At 58.3% G+C, this 13,169-nt stretch carries 13 protein-coding genes and 1 pseudogene; 5 read left to right on the forward strand and 9 right to left on the reverse strand.

Going from position 1 to position 13,169, the window contains the following annotated elements:
• Window positions 1-204 (forward strand): annotated as a pseudogene (locus CAF79_RS29315) (hypothetical protein); the annotation flags it as partial.
• Between the two features lie 110 nt (window positions 205-314).
• On the opposite strand, the gene msrQ reads toward CAF79_RS29315, so the two are convergent.
• From msrQ to CAF79_RS08715, 6 genes are all read right to left on the reverse strand, one after another.
• The gene (msrQ, locus tag CAF79_RS08690; protein ID WP_085697479.1) at window positions 315-938 is read right to left on the reverse strand and encodes a protein-methionine-sulfoxide reductase heme-binding subunit MsrQ; all 624 of its coding nucleotides are present in this window, start codon (window positions 936-938) and stop codon (window positions 315-317) included.
• On the reverse strand, window positions 938-1,951 hold the full coding sequence (msrP, locus tag CAF79_RS08695) for a protein-methionine-sulfoxide reductase catalytic subunit MsrP (RefSeq protein ID WP_085697480.1): 1,014 nt from the start codon (window positions 1,949-1,951) through the stop codon (window positions 938-940). The genes msrQ and msrP overlap by 1 nt, the downstream gene beginning before the upstream one ends.
• A 62-nt stretch (window positions 1,952-2,013) precedes the next feature.
• On the reverse strand, window positions 2,014-2,871 hold the full coding sequence (gene pssA, locus CAF79_RS08700) for a CDP-diacylglycerol--serine O-phosphatidyltransferase (protein ID WP_039771608.1): 858 nt from the start codon (window positions 2,869-2,871) through the stop codon (window positions 2,014-2,016).
• A 147-nt stretch (window positions 2,872-3,018) separates the two neighbouring features.
• The gene (gene ilvC / locus CAF79_RS08705) at window positions 3,019-4,035 is read right to left on the reverse strand and encodes a ketol-acid reductoisomerase (protein WP_007959661.1); all 1,017 of its coding nucleotides are present in this window, start codon (window positions 4,033-4,035) and stop codon (window positions 3,019-3,021) included.
• 48 nt (window positions 4,036-4,083) lie between these two features.
• A complete protein-coding gene (gene ilvN / locus CAF79_RS08710) occupies window positions 4,084-4,575 on the reverse strand; it encodes an acetolactate synthase small subunit (protein WP_003205610.1) in 492 nt (163 codons plus the stop codon).
• 2 nt (window positions 4,576-4,577) lie between these two features.
• Complete coding sequence (locus CAF79_RS08715; RefSeq protein ID WP_085697686.1) at window positions 4,578-6,302, reverse strand: acetolactate synthase 3 large subunit; 1,725 nt, start codon at window positions 6,300-6,302, stop codon at window positions 4,578-4,580.
• A 400-nt stretch (window positions 6,303-6,702) separates the two neighbouring features.
• Here CAF79_RS08715 and CAF79_RS08720 point away from each other — a divergent pair, with 400 nt between their 5' ends.
• Entirely contained in the window at window positions 6,703-7,119 is a 417-nt protein-coding gene (locus CAF79_RS08720) for a DUF4124 domain-containing protein (RefSeq protein WP_085697481.1), read from the forward strand.
• 18 nt (window positions 7,120-7,137) lie between these two features.
• Here CAF79_RS08720 and CAF79_RS08725 read toward each other — a convergent pair whose 3' ends face one another.
• The 3 genes from CAF79_RS08725 to mrcB are packed head-to-tail and all read right to left on the reverse strand — an operon-like array spanning window position 7,138 to window position 10,560.
• On the reverse strand, window positions 7,138-7,473 hold the full coding sequence (locus CAF79_RS08725; RefSeq protein WP_085697482.1) for a YqcC family protein: 336 nt from the start codon (window positions 7,471-7,473) through the stop codon (window positions 7,138-7,140).
• Complete coding sequence (locus CAF79_RS08730) at window positions 7,473-8,219, reverse strand: M48 family metallopeptidase (protein ID WP_085697483.1); 747 nt, start codon at window positions 8,217-8,219, stop codon at window positions 7,473-7,475. Before CAF79_RS08730 ends, CAF79_RS08725 begins: the two co-directional genes overlap by 1 nt.
• A gap of 16 nt (window positions 8,220-8,235) precedes the next feature.
• A complete protein-coding gene (mrcB, locus tag CAF79_RS08735) occupies window positions 8,236-10,560 on the reverse strand; it encodes a penicillin-binding protein 1B (RefSeq protein ID WP_085697484.1) in 2,325 nt (774 codons plus the stop codon).
• A gap of 118 nt (window positions 10,561-10,678) precedes the next feature.
• On the opposite strand from mrcB, the gene CAF79_RS08740 reads away from it, so the two are divergent.
• The 3 genes from CAF79_RS08740 to CAF79_RS08750 all read left to right on the forward strand — a co-directional run bounded on the left by CAF79_RS08740 (window position 10,679) and on the right by CAF79_RS08750 (window position 13,164).
• Window positions 10,679-12,235: a bifunctional aminoglycoside phosphotransferase/ATP-binding protein gene (locus CAF79_RS08740; protein WP_085697485.1), complete on the forward strand. Its 1,557-nt coding sequence runs from the start codon at window positions 10,679-10,681 to the stop codon at window positions 12,233-12,235.
• Between the two features lie 91 nt (window positions 12,236-12,326).
• Window positions 12,327-12,671: a pentapeptide repeat-containing protein gene (locus CAF79_RS08745; protein WP_007959639.1), complete on the forward strand. Its 345-nt coding sequence runs from the start codon at window positions 12,327-12,329 to the stop codon at window positions 12,669-12,671.
• Between the two features lie 220 nt (window positions 12,672-12,891).
• Window positions 12,892-13,164, forward strand: a complete 273-nt coding sequence (locus CAF79_RS08750) for a TfoX/Sxy family protein (RefSeq protein WP_085697486.1) — start codon at window positions 12,892-12,894, stop codon at window positions 13,162-13,164.
• Window positions 13,165-13,169 lie beyond the last annotated feature (5 nt).

A 13,169-nucleotide genomic window follows, 5' to 3' on the forward strand; every position in this document is an offset into this window, starting at 1 on the left:
GATTATTTTCAGAAGTTTTTGAAGATTTCTTCAACAACTTCAACCACTTGCGCTTCCGATCTCTCGTTAGCGGGAGGCGAATTCTACAGCGTTACACGCCGCTGTCAACACCTCTTTTTCTTCGCTTTCGACCGAGAAGATCGAATCGCTGAAAGCGCCCAACAAACCGGCATTTCCAACGCCTTCCAGGCTTCGACGAACTGAAGCGGCCCGCCTTCGAAACTTACTTAACTCATTGAATATCAAGGAGTTTTCCGTTTCGACTGCGCCGGAAGTGGGGCGAATTATAGAGACTCAGAATCTGCCGTCAACACTTAATTTCGCTTTTCCTGAAAAACCTGCTTTTTACCCATCAAACGAGGGATCCGGCGAGTCAAAGGAGGAATACGCAGTGCCAAAAGGAAAACACCTATCAGGGCATAGATTGCCCACTCCTTAAGGTCAGCACGCACAATCCACAGCATATGCAGCAATCCCAATCCGAGAATCACGTACACCAACCGGTGCAACTTCTTCCAGCGGACACCTAAGCGGCGCTGACTATATCGATTGGAGGTAACAGCCAATACGAGCAACCCCAGAAACCCCAGAGCACCCACAATGATGTAGGGACGCTTACGCAGCTCGACACCCAGTTGCGACCAGTCGAAACCGAGAATGAACGCCATATAGCTGAAGAGATGCAGAACCACATAGGCAAAACACCAGAGCCCCAACTGCCGACGCACAGCAATCCATCCGGCCCACCCCGTCAGTTTCTGCAGCGGCGTCATACTCAGCGCGATCAACAGCAATATCAATGTCCCAAGCCCCAATCGATCAACCAGGACTTTTCCCGGATCCGGCCCAAGCAGATCCGCAAAAGCCTGATAGAACCAGAACAGCGGCCAGATCGCCGCAGCCAGGAAAACGCCTACGCGCCAGATCGGATATCGCATCAGTAGTTCTTCCGCAGATCGAGCCCTGTATATAAAGAAGCGACCTCATCCGCGTAGCCGTTAAACATCTGCGTATCACGCACATTCGGCTTGAACAGGCTGTTGGGCAGTCGCCGCTCCCGGGCCTGAGTCCAACGTGGATGGTCGACTGTAGGGTTCACATTCGCATAGAACCCGTACTCATCAGACGCAATGCTCTGCCAGGTTGTCTTCGGCTGCTCACTGACCAGACTGATCCGCACGATGGATTTGACGCTCTTGAAGCCGTACTTCCATGGCACTACCAGACGCAGCGGTGCACCGTTCTGATTCGGCAATTCACGGCCATACATACCCACCGCCAGAATCGCCAAGGGATTCATCGCCTCATCCAGACGCAAGCCTTCCACATAAGGCCAGTCGATCAGGGCAAATCCCGAACGCTGTCCGGGCATGGACTTGGGATCCTGCAGGGTTTCGAAGCGAATGTACTTGGCATTGGAGGTAGGCTCTACCTGCTTCAACAGTGCCGAAACAGGGAAACCGATCCAGGGAATCACCATCGACCATGCCTCGACACAACGAAGGCGATAGATGCGCTCCTCCAGCTGGTAAGGCTTCATGAAATCTTCCAGAGCATAACGCCCCGGCTTACCCACCTCCCCGTCCACCACAACACTCCAGGGTTCGGTTTTCAACGAACCGGCATTGGCCGCAGGATCCCCCTTGTCGGTGCCGAACTCATAGAAGTTGTTGTAATGGGTCGCGTCTTTGAAAGGCGTAATCGCCTCATCCTTGACGTTCACCGCCCCCCATTTGACAGAGGGCAGCTTCTCGGCAAACCAGGCGGGCGCCTTTCCGGCTTCGACATCGGCATAGCGGGCAGCCTCTTCGGCACTGGCCCAGCGCGGCAAAGTGCTCATGGCCAAGCCGGCCGCAGTCGCTCCGAGCAATTGTCGACGAGAGAGATAAATGGATTCAGGCGTGACGTCCGACTCATGGCAATCGGACGCTTTAGGGACTTTGATCAGCATGGCAACTCCGCAGCTTTGGAGGACAGATGCACCATAGACTGCGGAGTATGAGGGAAATTACATCACTCGGCGTGTTTGTGACGACGAAGATGCAACAAGTACTGCACCGGGCCCGAAGCGGCGTAGGCGAGGAACACCAGCAGCAGAATGCGAGGCGGATCGCTGAACACCACGGCAAACACCAGCACCACTGCAAGGATAGCCACGAAAGGCACACGCCCCTTCAGATCCAGCTCCTTGAAGCTGTTGTATTTGATATTGCTGACCATCAGCATGCCGGCGGCCGCTACCATCAACGCGACCAGGAATGACATCTTCGAACCCTGGATCCCGTAATCGCTGAACGCCCAGACAATCCCGGCAACCACACCGGCAGCAGCCGGGCTGGCCAGACCGATGAAGTAGCGTTTGTCGGCGGTCCCCACCTGAGTGTTGAAGCGCGCCAGACGCAATGCCGCACCCGCCACGTAAATGAAGGCAACCATCCAGCCGACCTTGCCCATGTCACCCAGCGCCCAGCCAAAAGCCAGCAAGGCCGGGGCGACGCCGAAGGCAACCATGTCCGACAACGAGTCGTACTCGGCACCAAACGCACTTTGGGTATTGGTCATGCGCGCCACGCGACCATCGAGACCATCGAGCACCATGGCGACGAAAATCGCGATGGCGGCAAAGGCAAAGTATTTGCTCGCATTCGCGGCATCCCCGGCGCTCAATGCAGCCTGGGCACTCATCGAGTTGATGATGGAATAGAACCCTGCGAACAAGTTCGCAGTGGTGAACAGATTCGGCAGAAGATAGATACCACGATGCCGGACTTTACGGCCTTCTGCGTCATGCCCTTCTTCGATGTGCTCATCGATGGGCAGCAGGCTTTCGGCGTCGGAAGCCTGGTTCGGCTCTTCGGGACGTTCGCTCATGGACAGTACCTTGCAACAGATTGGACATTTTCGACAGGCGCCTGGGACGACGGTTCGGCCACAAACGATGCAGCTTTATACCAGAACCGCTCGCCCATACGAAAAAACGCGGCCTAGGCCGCGTTTTTTCATGCAAGGATCTACGACTTAGTTTTTGGCTTTGTCGACGATCTTGTTGGCACCGATCCACGGCATCATGGAGCGCAGTTGCTCGCCGATGATCTCGATACCGTGAGCGGCGTTGTTACGACGCTTGGCGGTCATCGAAGGGTAGCCGGTTGCGCCTTCGCTGATGAACATTTTGGCGTATTCGCCGTCCTGAATACGTTTCAGGGCGTTGCGCATGGCCTGACGGGATTCGGCGTTGATCACTTCCGGACCTGTCACGTACTCGCCGTATTCAGCGTTGTTGGAGATCGAGTAGTTCATGTTGGCGATACCGCCTTCATACATGAGGTCAACGATCAGTTTCAGTTCGTGCAGGCACTCGAAATAGGCCATTTCCGGCGCGTAGCCAGCTTCAACCAGGGTTTCGAAACCGGCTTTTACCAGCTCAACGGTGCCGCCGCACAGAACGGCTTGTTCGCCGAACAGGTCGGTTTCGGTCTCGTCCTTGAAAGTAGTTTCGATGATGCCGGTACGACCGCCACCAACACCGGCGGCGTAGGACAGTGCAACGTTCTTGGCGTTGCCGGAGGCGTCTTGGTAGATCGCGATCAGGTCAGGGATACCGCCGCCTTTCACGAACTCGGAACGTACGGTGTGGCCCGGGGCTTTCGGCGCGATCATGATCACGTCGAGGTCGGCACGCGGAACAACCTGGTTGTAGTGGATCGCGAAGCCGTGGGAGAAGGCCAGGGTGGCGCCTTTCTTGATGTTCGGCTCGATTTCGTTCTTGTAAAGCTGGGACTGGAACTCGTCCGGGGTCAGGATCATGACCAGGTCGGCACCGGCAACAGCGGCCGCCACGTCGGTCACTTTCAGGCCGTGGGCTTCAGCCTTGGCAACGGTAGCCGAACCTTTACGCAGACCAACAGTAACGTCGACACCGGAGTCTTTCAGGTTGCACGCTTGAGCGTGACCCTGCGAACCGTAACCGATGATGGCAACTTTCTTGCCCTGGATGATCGACAGGTCGCAGTCTTTATCGTAGAAAACTTTCATGAATTTCCCCTTTATATCCAGGCCGCTCAGGCCATTCGCTAATTTGGTTTAGATGCTGAGTACTTTGTCGCCGCGGGCAATACCGGTGACGCCACTGCGGACAGTCTCCAGAATCGATGCGGTGCCGATGGACTGAATGAAGCTGTCGAGCTTGTCGCTGGTACCGGTCAGTTGAACGGTATAAACGCTGGCGCTGACGTCGACGATCTGTCCACGGTAAATATCGGTGGTGCGTTTGATCTCGGCGCGCTGGGCGCCAGTGGCCTTGACCTTGACCAGCATCAGTTCGCGTTCGATGTGAGCGCTTTCCGACAGGTCCACCAGCTTGACCACTTCGATCAGCTTGTTCAGGTTTTTGGTGATCTGCTCGATGATTTCATCGTGGCCGACGGTGGTCAGTGTCAGACGCGACAGGGTCGGGTCTTCGGTTGGCGCCACGGTCAGGCTTTCAATGTTGTAGTTGCGCTGCGAGAACAGGCCGACTACGCGAGACAAAGCACCAGGTTCGTTTTCCAGAAGCAAGGAAATAATGTGCCGCATGATTAGGTACGCTCCGTCTTGCTCAGCCACATATCGCGCATGGAGCCGTCTTTGATCTGCATCGGATAGACGTGCTCGCTGGTGTCGACCGAAATGTCGATCACCACCAGGCGATCTTTCATGGCGAACGCCTCTTCCATCTTCGACTTCAAATCTTTCGATTCGGTGATGCGCACGCCGACGTGGCCATAGGCTTCAGCCAGCTTGACGAAGTCAGGCAAGGATTCCATGTAGGAGTGTGAGTGACGGCTGCCGTAACTCATGTCCTGCCACTGACGAACCATGCCCAGAACACCGTTGTTCAGGATCACGATTTTGACCGGCAAACCGTATTGCAGGCAGGTCGACAGTTCCTGGATGTTCATCTGGATACTGCCTTCACCGGTGACGCACGCAACATCGGTGTCAGGAAAGCTCAGAGCGATACCCATCGCCGCCGGCAGGCCGAAGCCCATCGTGCCCAGGCCACCGGAGTTGATCCAGCGGTTCGGCTTGTTGAACTTGTAGTACTGCGCAGCAAACATCTGGTGCTGGCCCACGTCGGAGGTCACAAAAGCGTCGCCCTTGGTCACTTCGCACAGGGTTTCAATCACGGTCTGTGGCTTGATCTTGCTGCCGTCGCCCTTGTCGTAAGGGAACAGGCCACGATCACCACGCCACTCGTCAACCTGTTTCCACCAGCTGGCGACCGCTTCCTTGTTCGGGGTTTCGCCGATTTCCTTGAGGATCGAGACCATTTCGGTCAGGACACTCTCCACCGGACCAACGATCGGCACGTCGGCCTTGATGGTCTTGGAAATCGAAGCCGGGTCGATGTCGATGTGAATGATCTTGGCGTTCGGGCAGAACTTCGGCGCGCCGTTGATCACGCGATCATCGAAACGCGCACCGACCGCCAGGATCACGTCGGCATGGTGCATCGCCAGGTTGGCGGTGTAGCTACCGTGCATGCCGAGCATGCCGATGAACTGACGATCAGTGCCAGGGTAGGCACCCAGCCCCATCAAGGTGTTGGTAACCGGCAGGTTAAGCATTTTTGCCAGTTCGGTCAGCGGCGCGGAGCCGTTGCCGAGGATCACGCCACCGCCGGAGTACAGCACGGGACGTTTGGCCGCCAGGAGCATTTCTGCCGCCTTGCGGATTTGCCCGGAATGACCGCGAACGGCCGGACTGTAGGAGCGCAGTTTGGCTTTCTTCGGGAAGACGTATTCGAACTTCTCGGCCGGGTTGGTCATGTCTTTCGGAATATCGACCACGACCGGGCCCGGACGACCGGATTGCGCCAGATAGAAGGCTTTCTTCATGACTTCCGGGATTTCCGAAGCGTGCTTGATCATGAAGCTGTGCTTCACGATCGGCCGGGAGATACCGATCATGTCGGTTTCCTGGAACGCATCGGTGCCGACCATGGTGCTTGGCACCTGACCGGAAATGATCACCATTGGAATCGAGTCCATATAGGCGGTGGCGATACCGGTGATGGCGTTCGTGGCGCCTGGACCGGAAGTCACCAATACCACGCCGGCTTTACCGGTGGCACGGGCGTAACCGTCAGCCATATGGGTAGCCGCTTGTTCGTGACGAACCAGGATGTGGGTCACTTCCGGTTCTTTGAACAGGGCATCGTAAACATGAAGAAGAGCACCACCCGGGTACCCGTAGATATATTTGACGCCTTCGTCACGCAAAAAGCGGACGAGCATCTCACCGCCAGATAAAAGCTCCACGTTGTTCACCTCTAAAACGCCAGAATACCGTCCACAAAAAAGCGAACGGGTCTTAATAGGTTTACTTCTCGGCAGAGCATGAGCGACGGTGGTCGCCGACTACGTCAGCACTGACTGAGCAAGTATTGGGATCGTCCCAAGTGTTGCGGGCCTTTCCCACCCAGCGCGAGGTAACGCGTTGCGGGTGTAACAGGTCGACGCGGATATGCGCCTCATGATCTGCCGAGAGGGTCTGCTTCTGGCAGTCCCTGTACAGCGGACTTTGGATTCTTCTGTTTCGCCCTCTCCAAGTCAAGTCGTGAATGTGCTTAATTGTGGGTAAGCACATGAGAACGCAAGAAAAAACCTGGAAACAGCTACTCTGTTAGCTTCAATTGCGCAGTTTTGCCAAGGAATCAGCATGCGAACGCTTCTCCTGACTCTACTAATCAGCGCCAGCCCGTGGTGCATGGCCGCTCAAATCTACAAATGGGTCGACGCCCAAGGCATTACCCATTTCGATCAGCAGCCACCACAGGGGCAACCATCCACGGCCCTGGAGACACCCTCCTCACCTCCACCAAAACCGGCGGCGTTATCCGGCAGCGGCGCGGTGGGCGATCAGAAAGCCATCGATGACAAGGTCAAGCAGCAAGTGGCCGAGCAACAAAACCAACTCAGGGCATTTTGCGAACAGGCGCGCACGAACCTCGCGCAACTGCAGAACAATCCGCGCTTGAGGGAGGAAGTGGAGGGGGAATTGCGGCGACTGAGCGACGACCAGCGCCAGCAACGTATTGCGGAGGCACAAAAACAGATTGCGGAAAACTGCCAGTAACCACTGGCAGCTCCCGGTTCAGCGCGAAGCAGTAATCAACAGGTCGAACTCTTTGAGCAACACCTGAAGCTGCCGATCCTTGCCTTGCACGCTGCGCTGAGCAAAAACCATCTCGGCCATTTCCTGAATTCCCGAGGCATTGGGCAATGGCAGATTCTGCTCGAGGATCATCTTCATCCGCGGCAGGAAGATCCATTGCAGCCACTGCTCGAACTCGAGAGTATCGACCGAAAACGGCTCGATGCTGCTCAGGGCTTCGACCGAGGGCTGGACGTCATCCCACCAGCCCTGGGCGCGCAGTTCACGTTCGATCAACAGCAATTGATCGGCGACCTTGGAGAAGCGACTGTCCATCACAGCGACACCTTGGCCTTCTGACGGGCCAGAGTGGCGCCGGCGGAATCACCTTGCTTCTCACGGGCCTGAGCGATCAATTCCCACAGGCTGGCCTGCAAGTCCGGACGACCATTGGCCATGGTCAGTGCACGACGTGCGGTCTGCTCGGCTTGCGGTGCATCGCCCTGGGCCATGCGCACCTGCGCCAGACGGTACAGCACTTGCGGCTCGCGCGGCGCTACACGCTGGGCGCGCTCCAGGCTGGAGGACGCTCCGTTGAGGTCGCCACCGGCCTGCTGCTGTTGCGCAGTGGTCAAAAGTGCGAGTACCGGGCCGTCCAGCTGTTCATCGGCAGACAGACCGCCGCCGCTGCTGGCTGAAGGAATGCCGCTCGGCGTCGAAGGCATGCTGTAGCTGCCGGAGTTGATCGGCGCCGACTCGACCGGTGAAGGGTTATATGGCCCCGGCGTGATACCGCCAGACGCCGGGCCCGGAACGATCGGCGAGGTGCTGATCGGTGTCGACGTCGCTGCGCCGCCCGGCACCATTACCACCACACCGGTATCGCCTTGCGGAATTGCCTGGGTCTGGGCCTGTGCAGGACGTTTCACCGTCGTTTGACGGAAACCGCCATTGGCCGAAATGCGCTCGCTGTTGGACACGGCGGTACCGGCATCCACGACCGGAATCGAACCACGCTGTACGGTGGAACAGCCGCTGAGCAAAGCCACGGCGGTCACCGCTGGAATCAACCACTTGTTCACTTGAAACCCTCTTCGCTTAATTCATCCAGCCCTTGACCCAATCCATCACCGACTCGCCCGATGCCGGGCTTTCGCTCGCGCAGGAGGCGCCGGGTGGCGGTTCGCTGCCGCGAATATACGGCATCTGCACGGCGCCCGGACAGTTGGCATCGGAGCCTTGACCGGTGCGCGAATCAACCCAGGCCTGCACCACGTTATCCGGCTGCGGCATGTCCAACGGCAGCGGATCGGCCTTGCGCATGAAGCTGGTCCAGACCTGCAACGCACCGGTGGCTCCGGTGAACGGGGTCTTGCCGTTGTCGTCGCGGCCGAGCCAGACCACCGCCAGCAGATCCTGGCTGAAACCGGCGAACCAGCTGTCGCGCGAATCGTTACTGGTGCCGGTCTTGCCCGCCAGTGTCAGGGTTCTTGGCAACACGTTATAAACCGAACTGCCGGTACCTTCACGCATGACCCGCTGCATGGCGTTCTGGATCAGGTAGATCGAGGCCGGATCGAAACGCTGCTCGATCTGGAACGGATAACGCTTGAGCGGCTCGCCCTCGGCAGTCAGCACGCTGCGGATCCCGCGCATCGGCGTATTGAAGCCACCGTTGGCCAGGGTCTGGTACATCGTCGCCACTTCGATCGGGGTCATGCCCCCAGCGCCAAGCAGCATCGACGGGAACGCCGGAAACTCGCGGGTCACGCCCAGTCGCGCGAGCGTTTTGAGGACATTCGGAACGCCGACCGCCAGACCCAGACGCGAGGTCGACAGGTTGTAGGAATGCGCCAGCCCCTGGTACAGGAATACCGTACCGTGGGAGCGACGGTCATAGTTCTGCGGTTTCCAGACCTGACCGTCCGCACCTTTGATTGAAAGCGGGTCGTCCGACAGCCAACTGGTGAGCGTGTACTGGCTCGGTTTCTCCAGCGCCGTCAGATAAACCGCCGGCTTGATCAGCGAGCCGATCGGCCGCACCGCATCCAGTGCCCGGTTGAACCCGGCAAAACTCGCCTGACGGCTGCCGATCATGGCCTGGACTTCACCGGTTTCCGGATTGGTCACGACCATCGCCGCTTCCACGTCGTCGGAACCCTTGCGACCGGACAGACGCTTGAAGGTGTCGTTGACCGACGCTTCAGCTTTCATCTGCAGGATCGGATCGAAACTGGTGAAGATCCGCAGGCCTTCTTCGGTCAAGTCTTCGTCGCGATAGTCTTCACGCAACTGGCGCTTGACCAGATCGATGAAGCCCGGGAAAGAACTGTCCGCCAGTTTGCCGCGCGTGGTCACGCCAAGCGGCATTTTCTTCGCAGCGGCGACCTGTTCGGCGGAAGCGACGCCCTGTTGCTCAAGCACGTCGAGCACCAGATTGCGTCGTTCCAGCGCCCGTTCCGGGTTGCGACGCGGGTTGTAATAGGACGGGCCTTTGACCATGCCAACCAACAGCGCGACCTGGTGCAGCTTCAACTCGGACAAGGGCTGGGCGAAGAAAAACTGGCTGGCCAGACCGAAACCGTGCACCGCACGCTGACCGTCCTGACCGACAAAGACTTCGTTGAGGTAAGCCTCAAGGATTTCCTTTTTGTCGTAATGCAGCTCGAGCAGCATCGCCATCATCGCTTCGGTGAGCTTGCGGGTGAGGCTGCGTTCATTGGTGAGGTAGAAGTTCTTGACCAGTTGCTGGGTCAGCGTACTGCCGCCCTGAGTCATCTTGCCGCCCGAGGTGTTGACCCAAACGGCGCGGGCAATCGATTTCGGCGACACGCCCCAGTGGCTGTAGAAATCCCGGTCTTCGACGGCGACCAGGGTTTCCAGCAGATACGGCGGCACCTGATCGAGCTTGATCAGAATCCGGTCTTCCAGGTTTTTCGGGTAGATGCCGCCGATCATCAGCGGCTCCAGGCGCACCACGGAGAGCTTCGAACCGTTGGTCGCCGAGAGTTCGGCCACGTAATCGCCGGAGAAACGCACGCGCACCGACTGCGGTTTCTCGAGGCCTTCATAGAACTGGAAGCCGCGGGTATTCAGATCAACCGTGTTGCCATTGACCGATGCCGCGCCAGGACCGTTGCTGACGGCTTCGCGGCGATAGCCCAAGGCATCGAGCTCGGTCAGGAAATCGTCCTTGCTCAGCTTCTGTCCGACGAACAGCTCGAGCGGACGCGCGTACACCTTGGCCGGGATGGTCCAGCGCTTGCCGGAGAACTTCTCCTGCACCACGGCATCGAGGTAAACGGCGAAGCCAGCCAGCACAACAAGGCCGACCAGACTGAGTTTAAGGGCCCAGCCCAACCATGGGCGCAGGCCCCGGGAAGCTGGTTTTTTTGGGGTACGGGAGGATCGAGTACGAGTCATGGCGGCGGATTATACGCACTTTATTCATACTCAACAGGAGCGCGCCGAGGTTTGCGTCGGGCTGGCGAGCGGCCATAATGAGCGCCTTGAATTTCCCCCAGTCTCTGAAGGATCGTCCGTGAGCCAGTCCCTGATCGCTGCCCTGCAAAACCCGGCCCTCTACCCGCATCCCGTCGAAGGGTTCCAGGTCATCGAAACCCATATCTCGTGGGTGCTGCTCACCGGTCCCTACGCTTATAAAGTGAAGAAACCGGTGAATTTCGGTTTCCTCGACTTCACCAGCCTCGACTCCCGTGAGCACTTCTGCAGCGAAGAGCTGCGCCTGAACCAGCGCCTGACCGACGACTTGTATCTGGAAGTGATTCCAGTGACCGGCAGCGCCGATGCCCCGCAACTGGGCGGCGAAGGTCCGGCCATCGAATACGTGCTGAAAATGCGCCAGTTCCCGCAAACCGGCCTGCTCAGCACCCTGCAAGCCAACGGCGAGTTGACCACCGCGCACATCGACGCGATGGCCGAGCAGATCGCCCGCTTCCACCTCAACGCGCCGAAAGTCCCGGCCGAGCACGATGCCGGCACGCCTGACAGCGTGATGGCGCCAGTGCGCCAGAACTTCGAACAGATCCTGCCGTTCCTCAGCGACAAGAACGATCTGCTGCAACTCGACGCCCTGCAAGCGTGGGCTGAAAGCAGTTTCGATCGTCTGAAACCGCTGTTCGCCCAACGCAAGGCCGACGGTTTCACTCGCGAGTGCCACGGTGACATTCACTTGGGCAACGCCACGCTGATCGACGGCAAGGTCGTGATCTTCGACTGCATCGAATTCAACGAACCGTTCCGCTTCACCGACGTGTGGGCCGACACCGGCTTCCTGGCGATGGATCTGGAAGACCGTGGCCTGAAATCCTTGGCCCGTCGCTTCGTCAGCCAGTACCTGGAACTGACCGGCGACTACCAAGGCCTGGAAGTGCTGAACTTCTACAAGGCTTACCGCGCCCTGGTGCGAGCGAAAGTCGCACTGTTCAGCATGCCGGCCGATGCGACTCCGGTGCAGCGCGCCACAACCCTTCGCCAATACCGCAACTATGCCAACCTGGCGGAAAGCTACAGCACCATTCCTTCGCGCTTCATGGCAATCACCCATGGCGTTTCCGCTGTCGGCAAAAGCCATGTGGCCATGCGTCTGGTCGAAGCGCTGGGCGCGATCCGTCTGCGTTCCGATGTCGAGCGCAAACGTCTGTTCGGCGAGCAAACGGTTGCAAATGATGTTCAGGCCGGGATCTACAGCGCCGATGCCAGCGCTGCGACTTATGCTCGGCTGCATGAAATCGCCGAAGTGATCCTGCACGCCGGTTTCCCGGTGGTGATCGACGCCACTTACCTCAAGCGCGAACAACGCGACAACGCCGCCAAGGTCGCTGAAGCCACTGGCGCGCCGTTCCTGATCCTCGACTGCAACGCTCCACAGGCAGTGATCGAGAGCTGGTTGGCGATTCGCCAGGCGGACAAGAAAGATCCGTCCGACGCCACCCTCGCCGTGATCGAAGCACAACAGGCGAACCGCGAAGCCCTGACACCGGAAGAAATCCTGCGCAGCAAACGCGTGCAGACCAATGAATCCGGCACTCTGGACACCGTCGTGGCGCAAATCCGCCAGCGCCTGCCAGGTCTGTAAGAAACTATTTCGGCCGTGAAGCCCTCGCTCGCTTCACGGCCGTCAAATAGTGGCACTATACTGGCGTCATAAAACCAACAGGTGATTTGACATGAGCCAGCCGAAACTTCTCGACACCCCGCTTTATGCCTTGCTGCACAAAGACGACATCACAGGTTTCAACAATGAACGCCCGAAAGACGGCCCGATCGACATGGTTGGCGGTGATTTTCGTGGCCTCGACCTGCGTGAACTGAACGCCGATGGCGTGGATTTCCGGGACGCCTACTTCCGTTCCGCCGACCTGCGCGGCATCGACTTTCGCAATGCTTCGCTGGAAGGTGCGAGCCTGGCTCATGCGCAGATCTCCGGTGCTTACTTCCCGCCGGAGCTGAGTGCCGACGAAATCCTGATGTCGATGAATTTCGGTACGCGCCTGCGTTATCGCACTCGCTGAGTCTCGGAACTTCCAAACTCGTCCAGCGCCCCCGCCTTGCGCTGGACTGCGTGCTATTCGTAACTCTCGCTCGTCCTCCCCATCCTGACTCATCAGCAGAAACTGACGTTTCTTAGAAGCGTTTGCGTTGAATCCGACCAAACAACCACGCTTTTCCTACTGATGGCTACACTCCTGAGAAGCTCGCCCACGCACCATTCGGCCGTCGCAAGGAGGCTTGATGAATGATGAACTGCAACACCTGAAGAATCTTGGCAAGACGTCGGCGCAATGGCTGCATGCCGTGGGCATCCACAGCGCCTCGGATCTGCGCCGCCTCGGCGCGGTAGATGCCTACCGGGCCGTGCGCACTCGCGGGTTTCGGGCGTCGAAGGTGTTGTTGTACGCGATCGAAGGGGCGTTGATGGATGTGCACTGGAATGACATCCCCGCCGAACGCAAGGATGCGCTGAACCGGCAGCTGGAAGCCATTTCCTCTCGCCACAAGAACTAACCGGT

It is taken from the genome of Pseudomonas sp. B26(2017) (genome assembly GCF_002113045.1).
GTDB lineage: Bacteria > Pseudomonadota > Gammaproteobacteria > Pseudomonadales > Pseudomonadaceae > Aquipseudomonas.

What these genes read in the sequence shown, in the direction of transcription:
- ilvC (WP_007959661.1), bottom strand. Translation starts at nt 4,035, where the DNA reads ATGAAAGTTTTCTACGATAAAGACTGCGACCTGTCGATCATCCAGGGC.
- ilvN (WP_003205610.1), bottom strand. Translation starts at nt 4,575, where the DNA reads ATGCGGCACATTATTTCCTTGCTTCTGGAAAACGAACCTGGTGCTTTG.
- pssA (WP_039771608.1), bottom strand. Translation starts at nt 2,871, where the DNA reads ATGAGCGAACGTCCCGAAGAGCCGAACCAGGCTTCCGACGCCGAAAGC.
- msrQ (WP_085697479.1), bottom strand. Translation starts at nt 938, where the DNA reads ATGCGATATCCGATCTGGCGCGTAGGCGTTTTCCTGGCTGCGGCGATC.
- CAF79_RS08725 (WP_085697482.1), bottom strand. Translation starts at nt 7,473, where the DNA reads ATGGACAGTCGCTTCTCCAAGGTCGCCGATCAATTGCTGTTGATCGAA.
- CAF79_RS08750 (WP_085697486.1), top strand. Translation starts at nt 12,892, where the DNA reads ATGAATGATGAACTGCAACACCTGAAGAATCTTGGCAAGACGTCGGCG.
- CAF79_RS08745 (WP_007959639.1), top strand. Translation starts at nt 12,327, where the DNA reads ATGAGCCAGCCGAAACTTCTCGACACCCCGCTTTATGCCTTGCTGCAC.
- CAF79_RS08720 (WP_085697481.1), top strand. Translation starts at nt 6,703, where the DNA reads ATGCGAACGCTTCTCCTGACTCTACTAATCAGCGCCAGCCCGTGGTGC.
- msrP (WP_085697480.1), bottom strand. Translation starts at nt 1,951, where the DNA reads ATGCTGATCAAAGTCCCTAAAGCGTCCGATTGCCATGAGTCGGACGTC.
- mrcB (WP_085697484.1), bottom strand. Translation starts at nt 10,560, where the DNA reads ATGACTCGTACTCGATCCTCCCGTACCCCAAAAAAACCAGCTTCCCGG.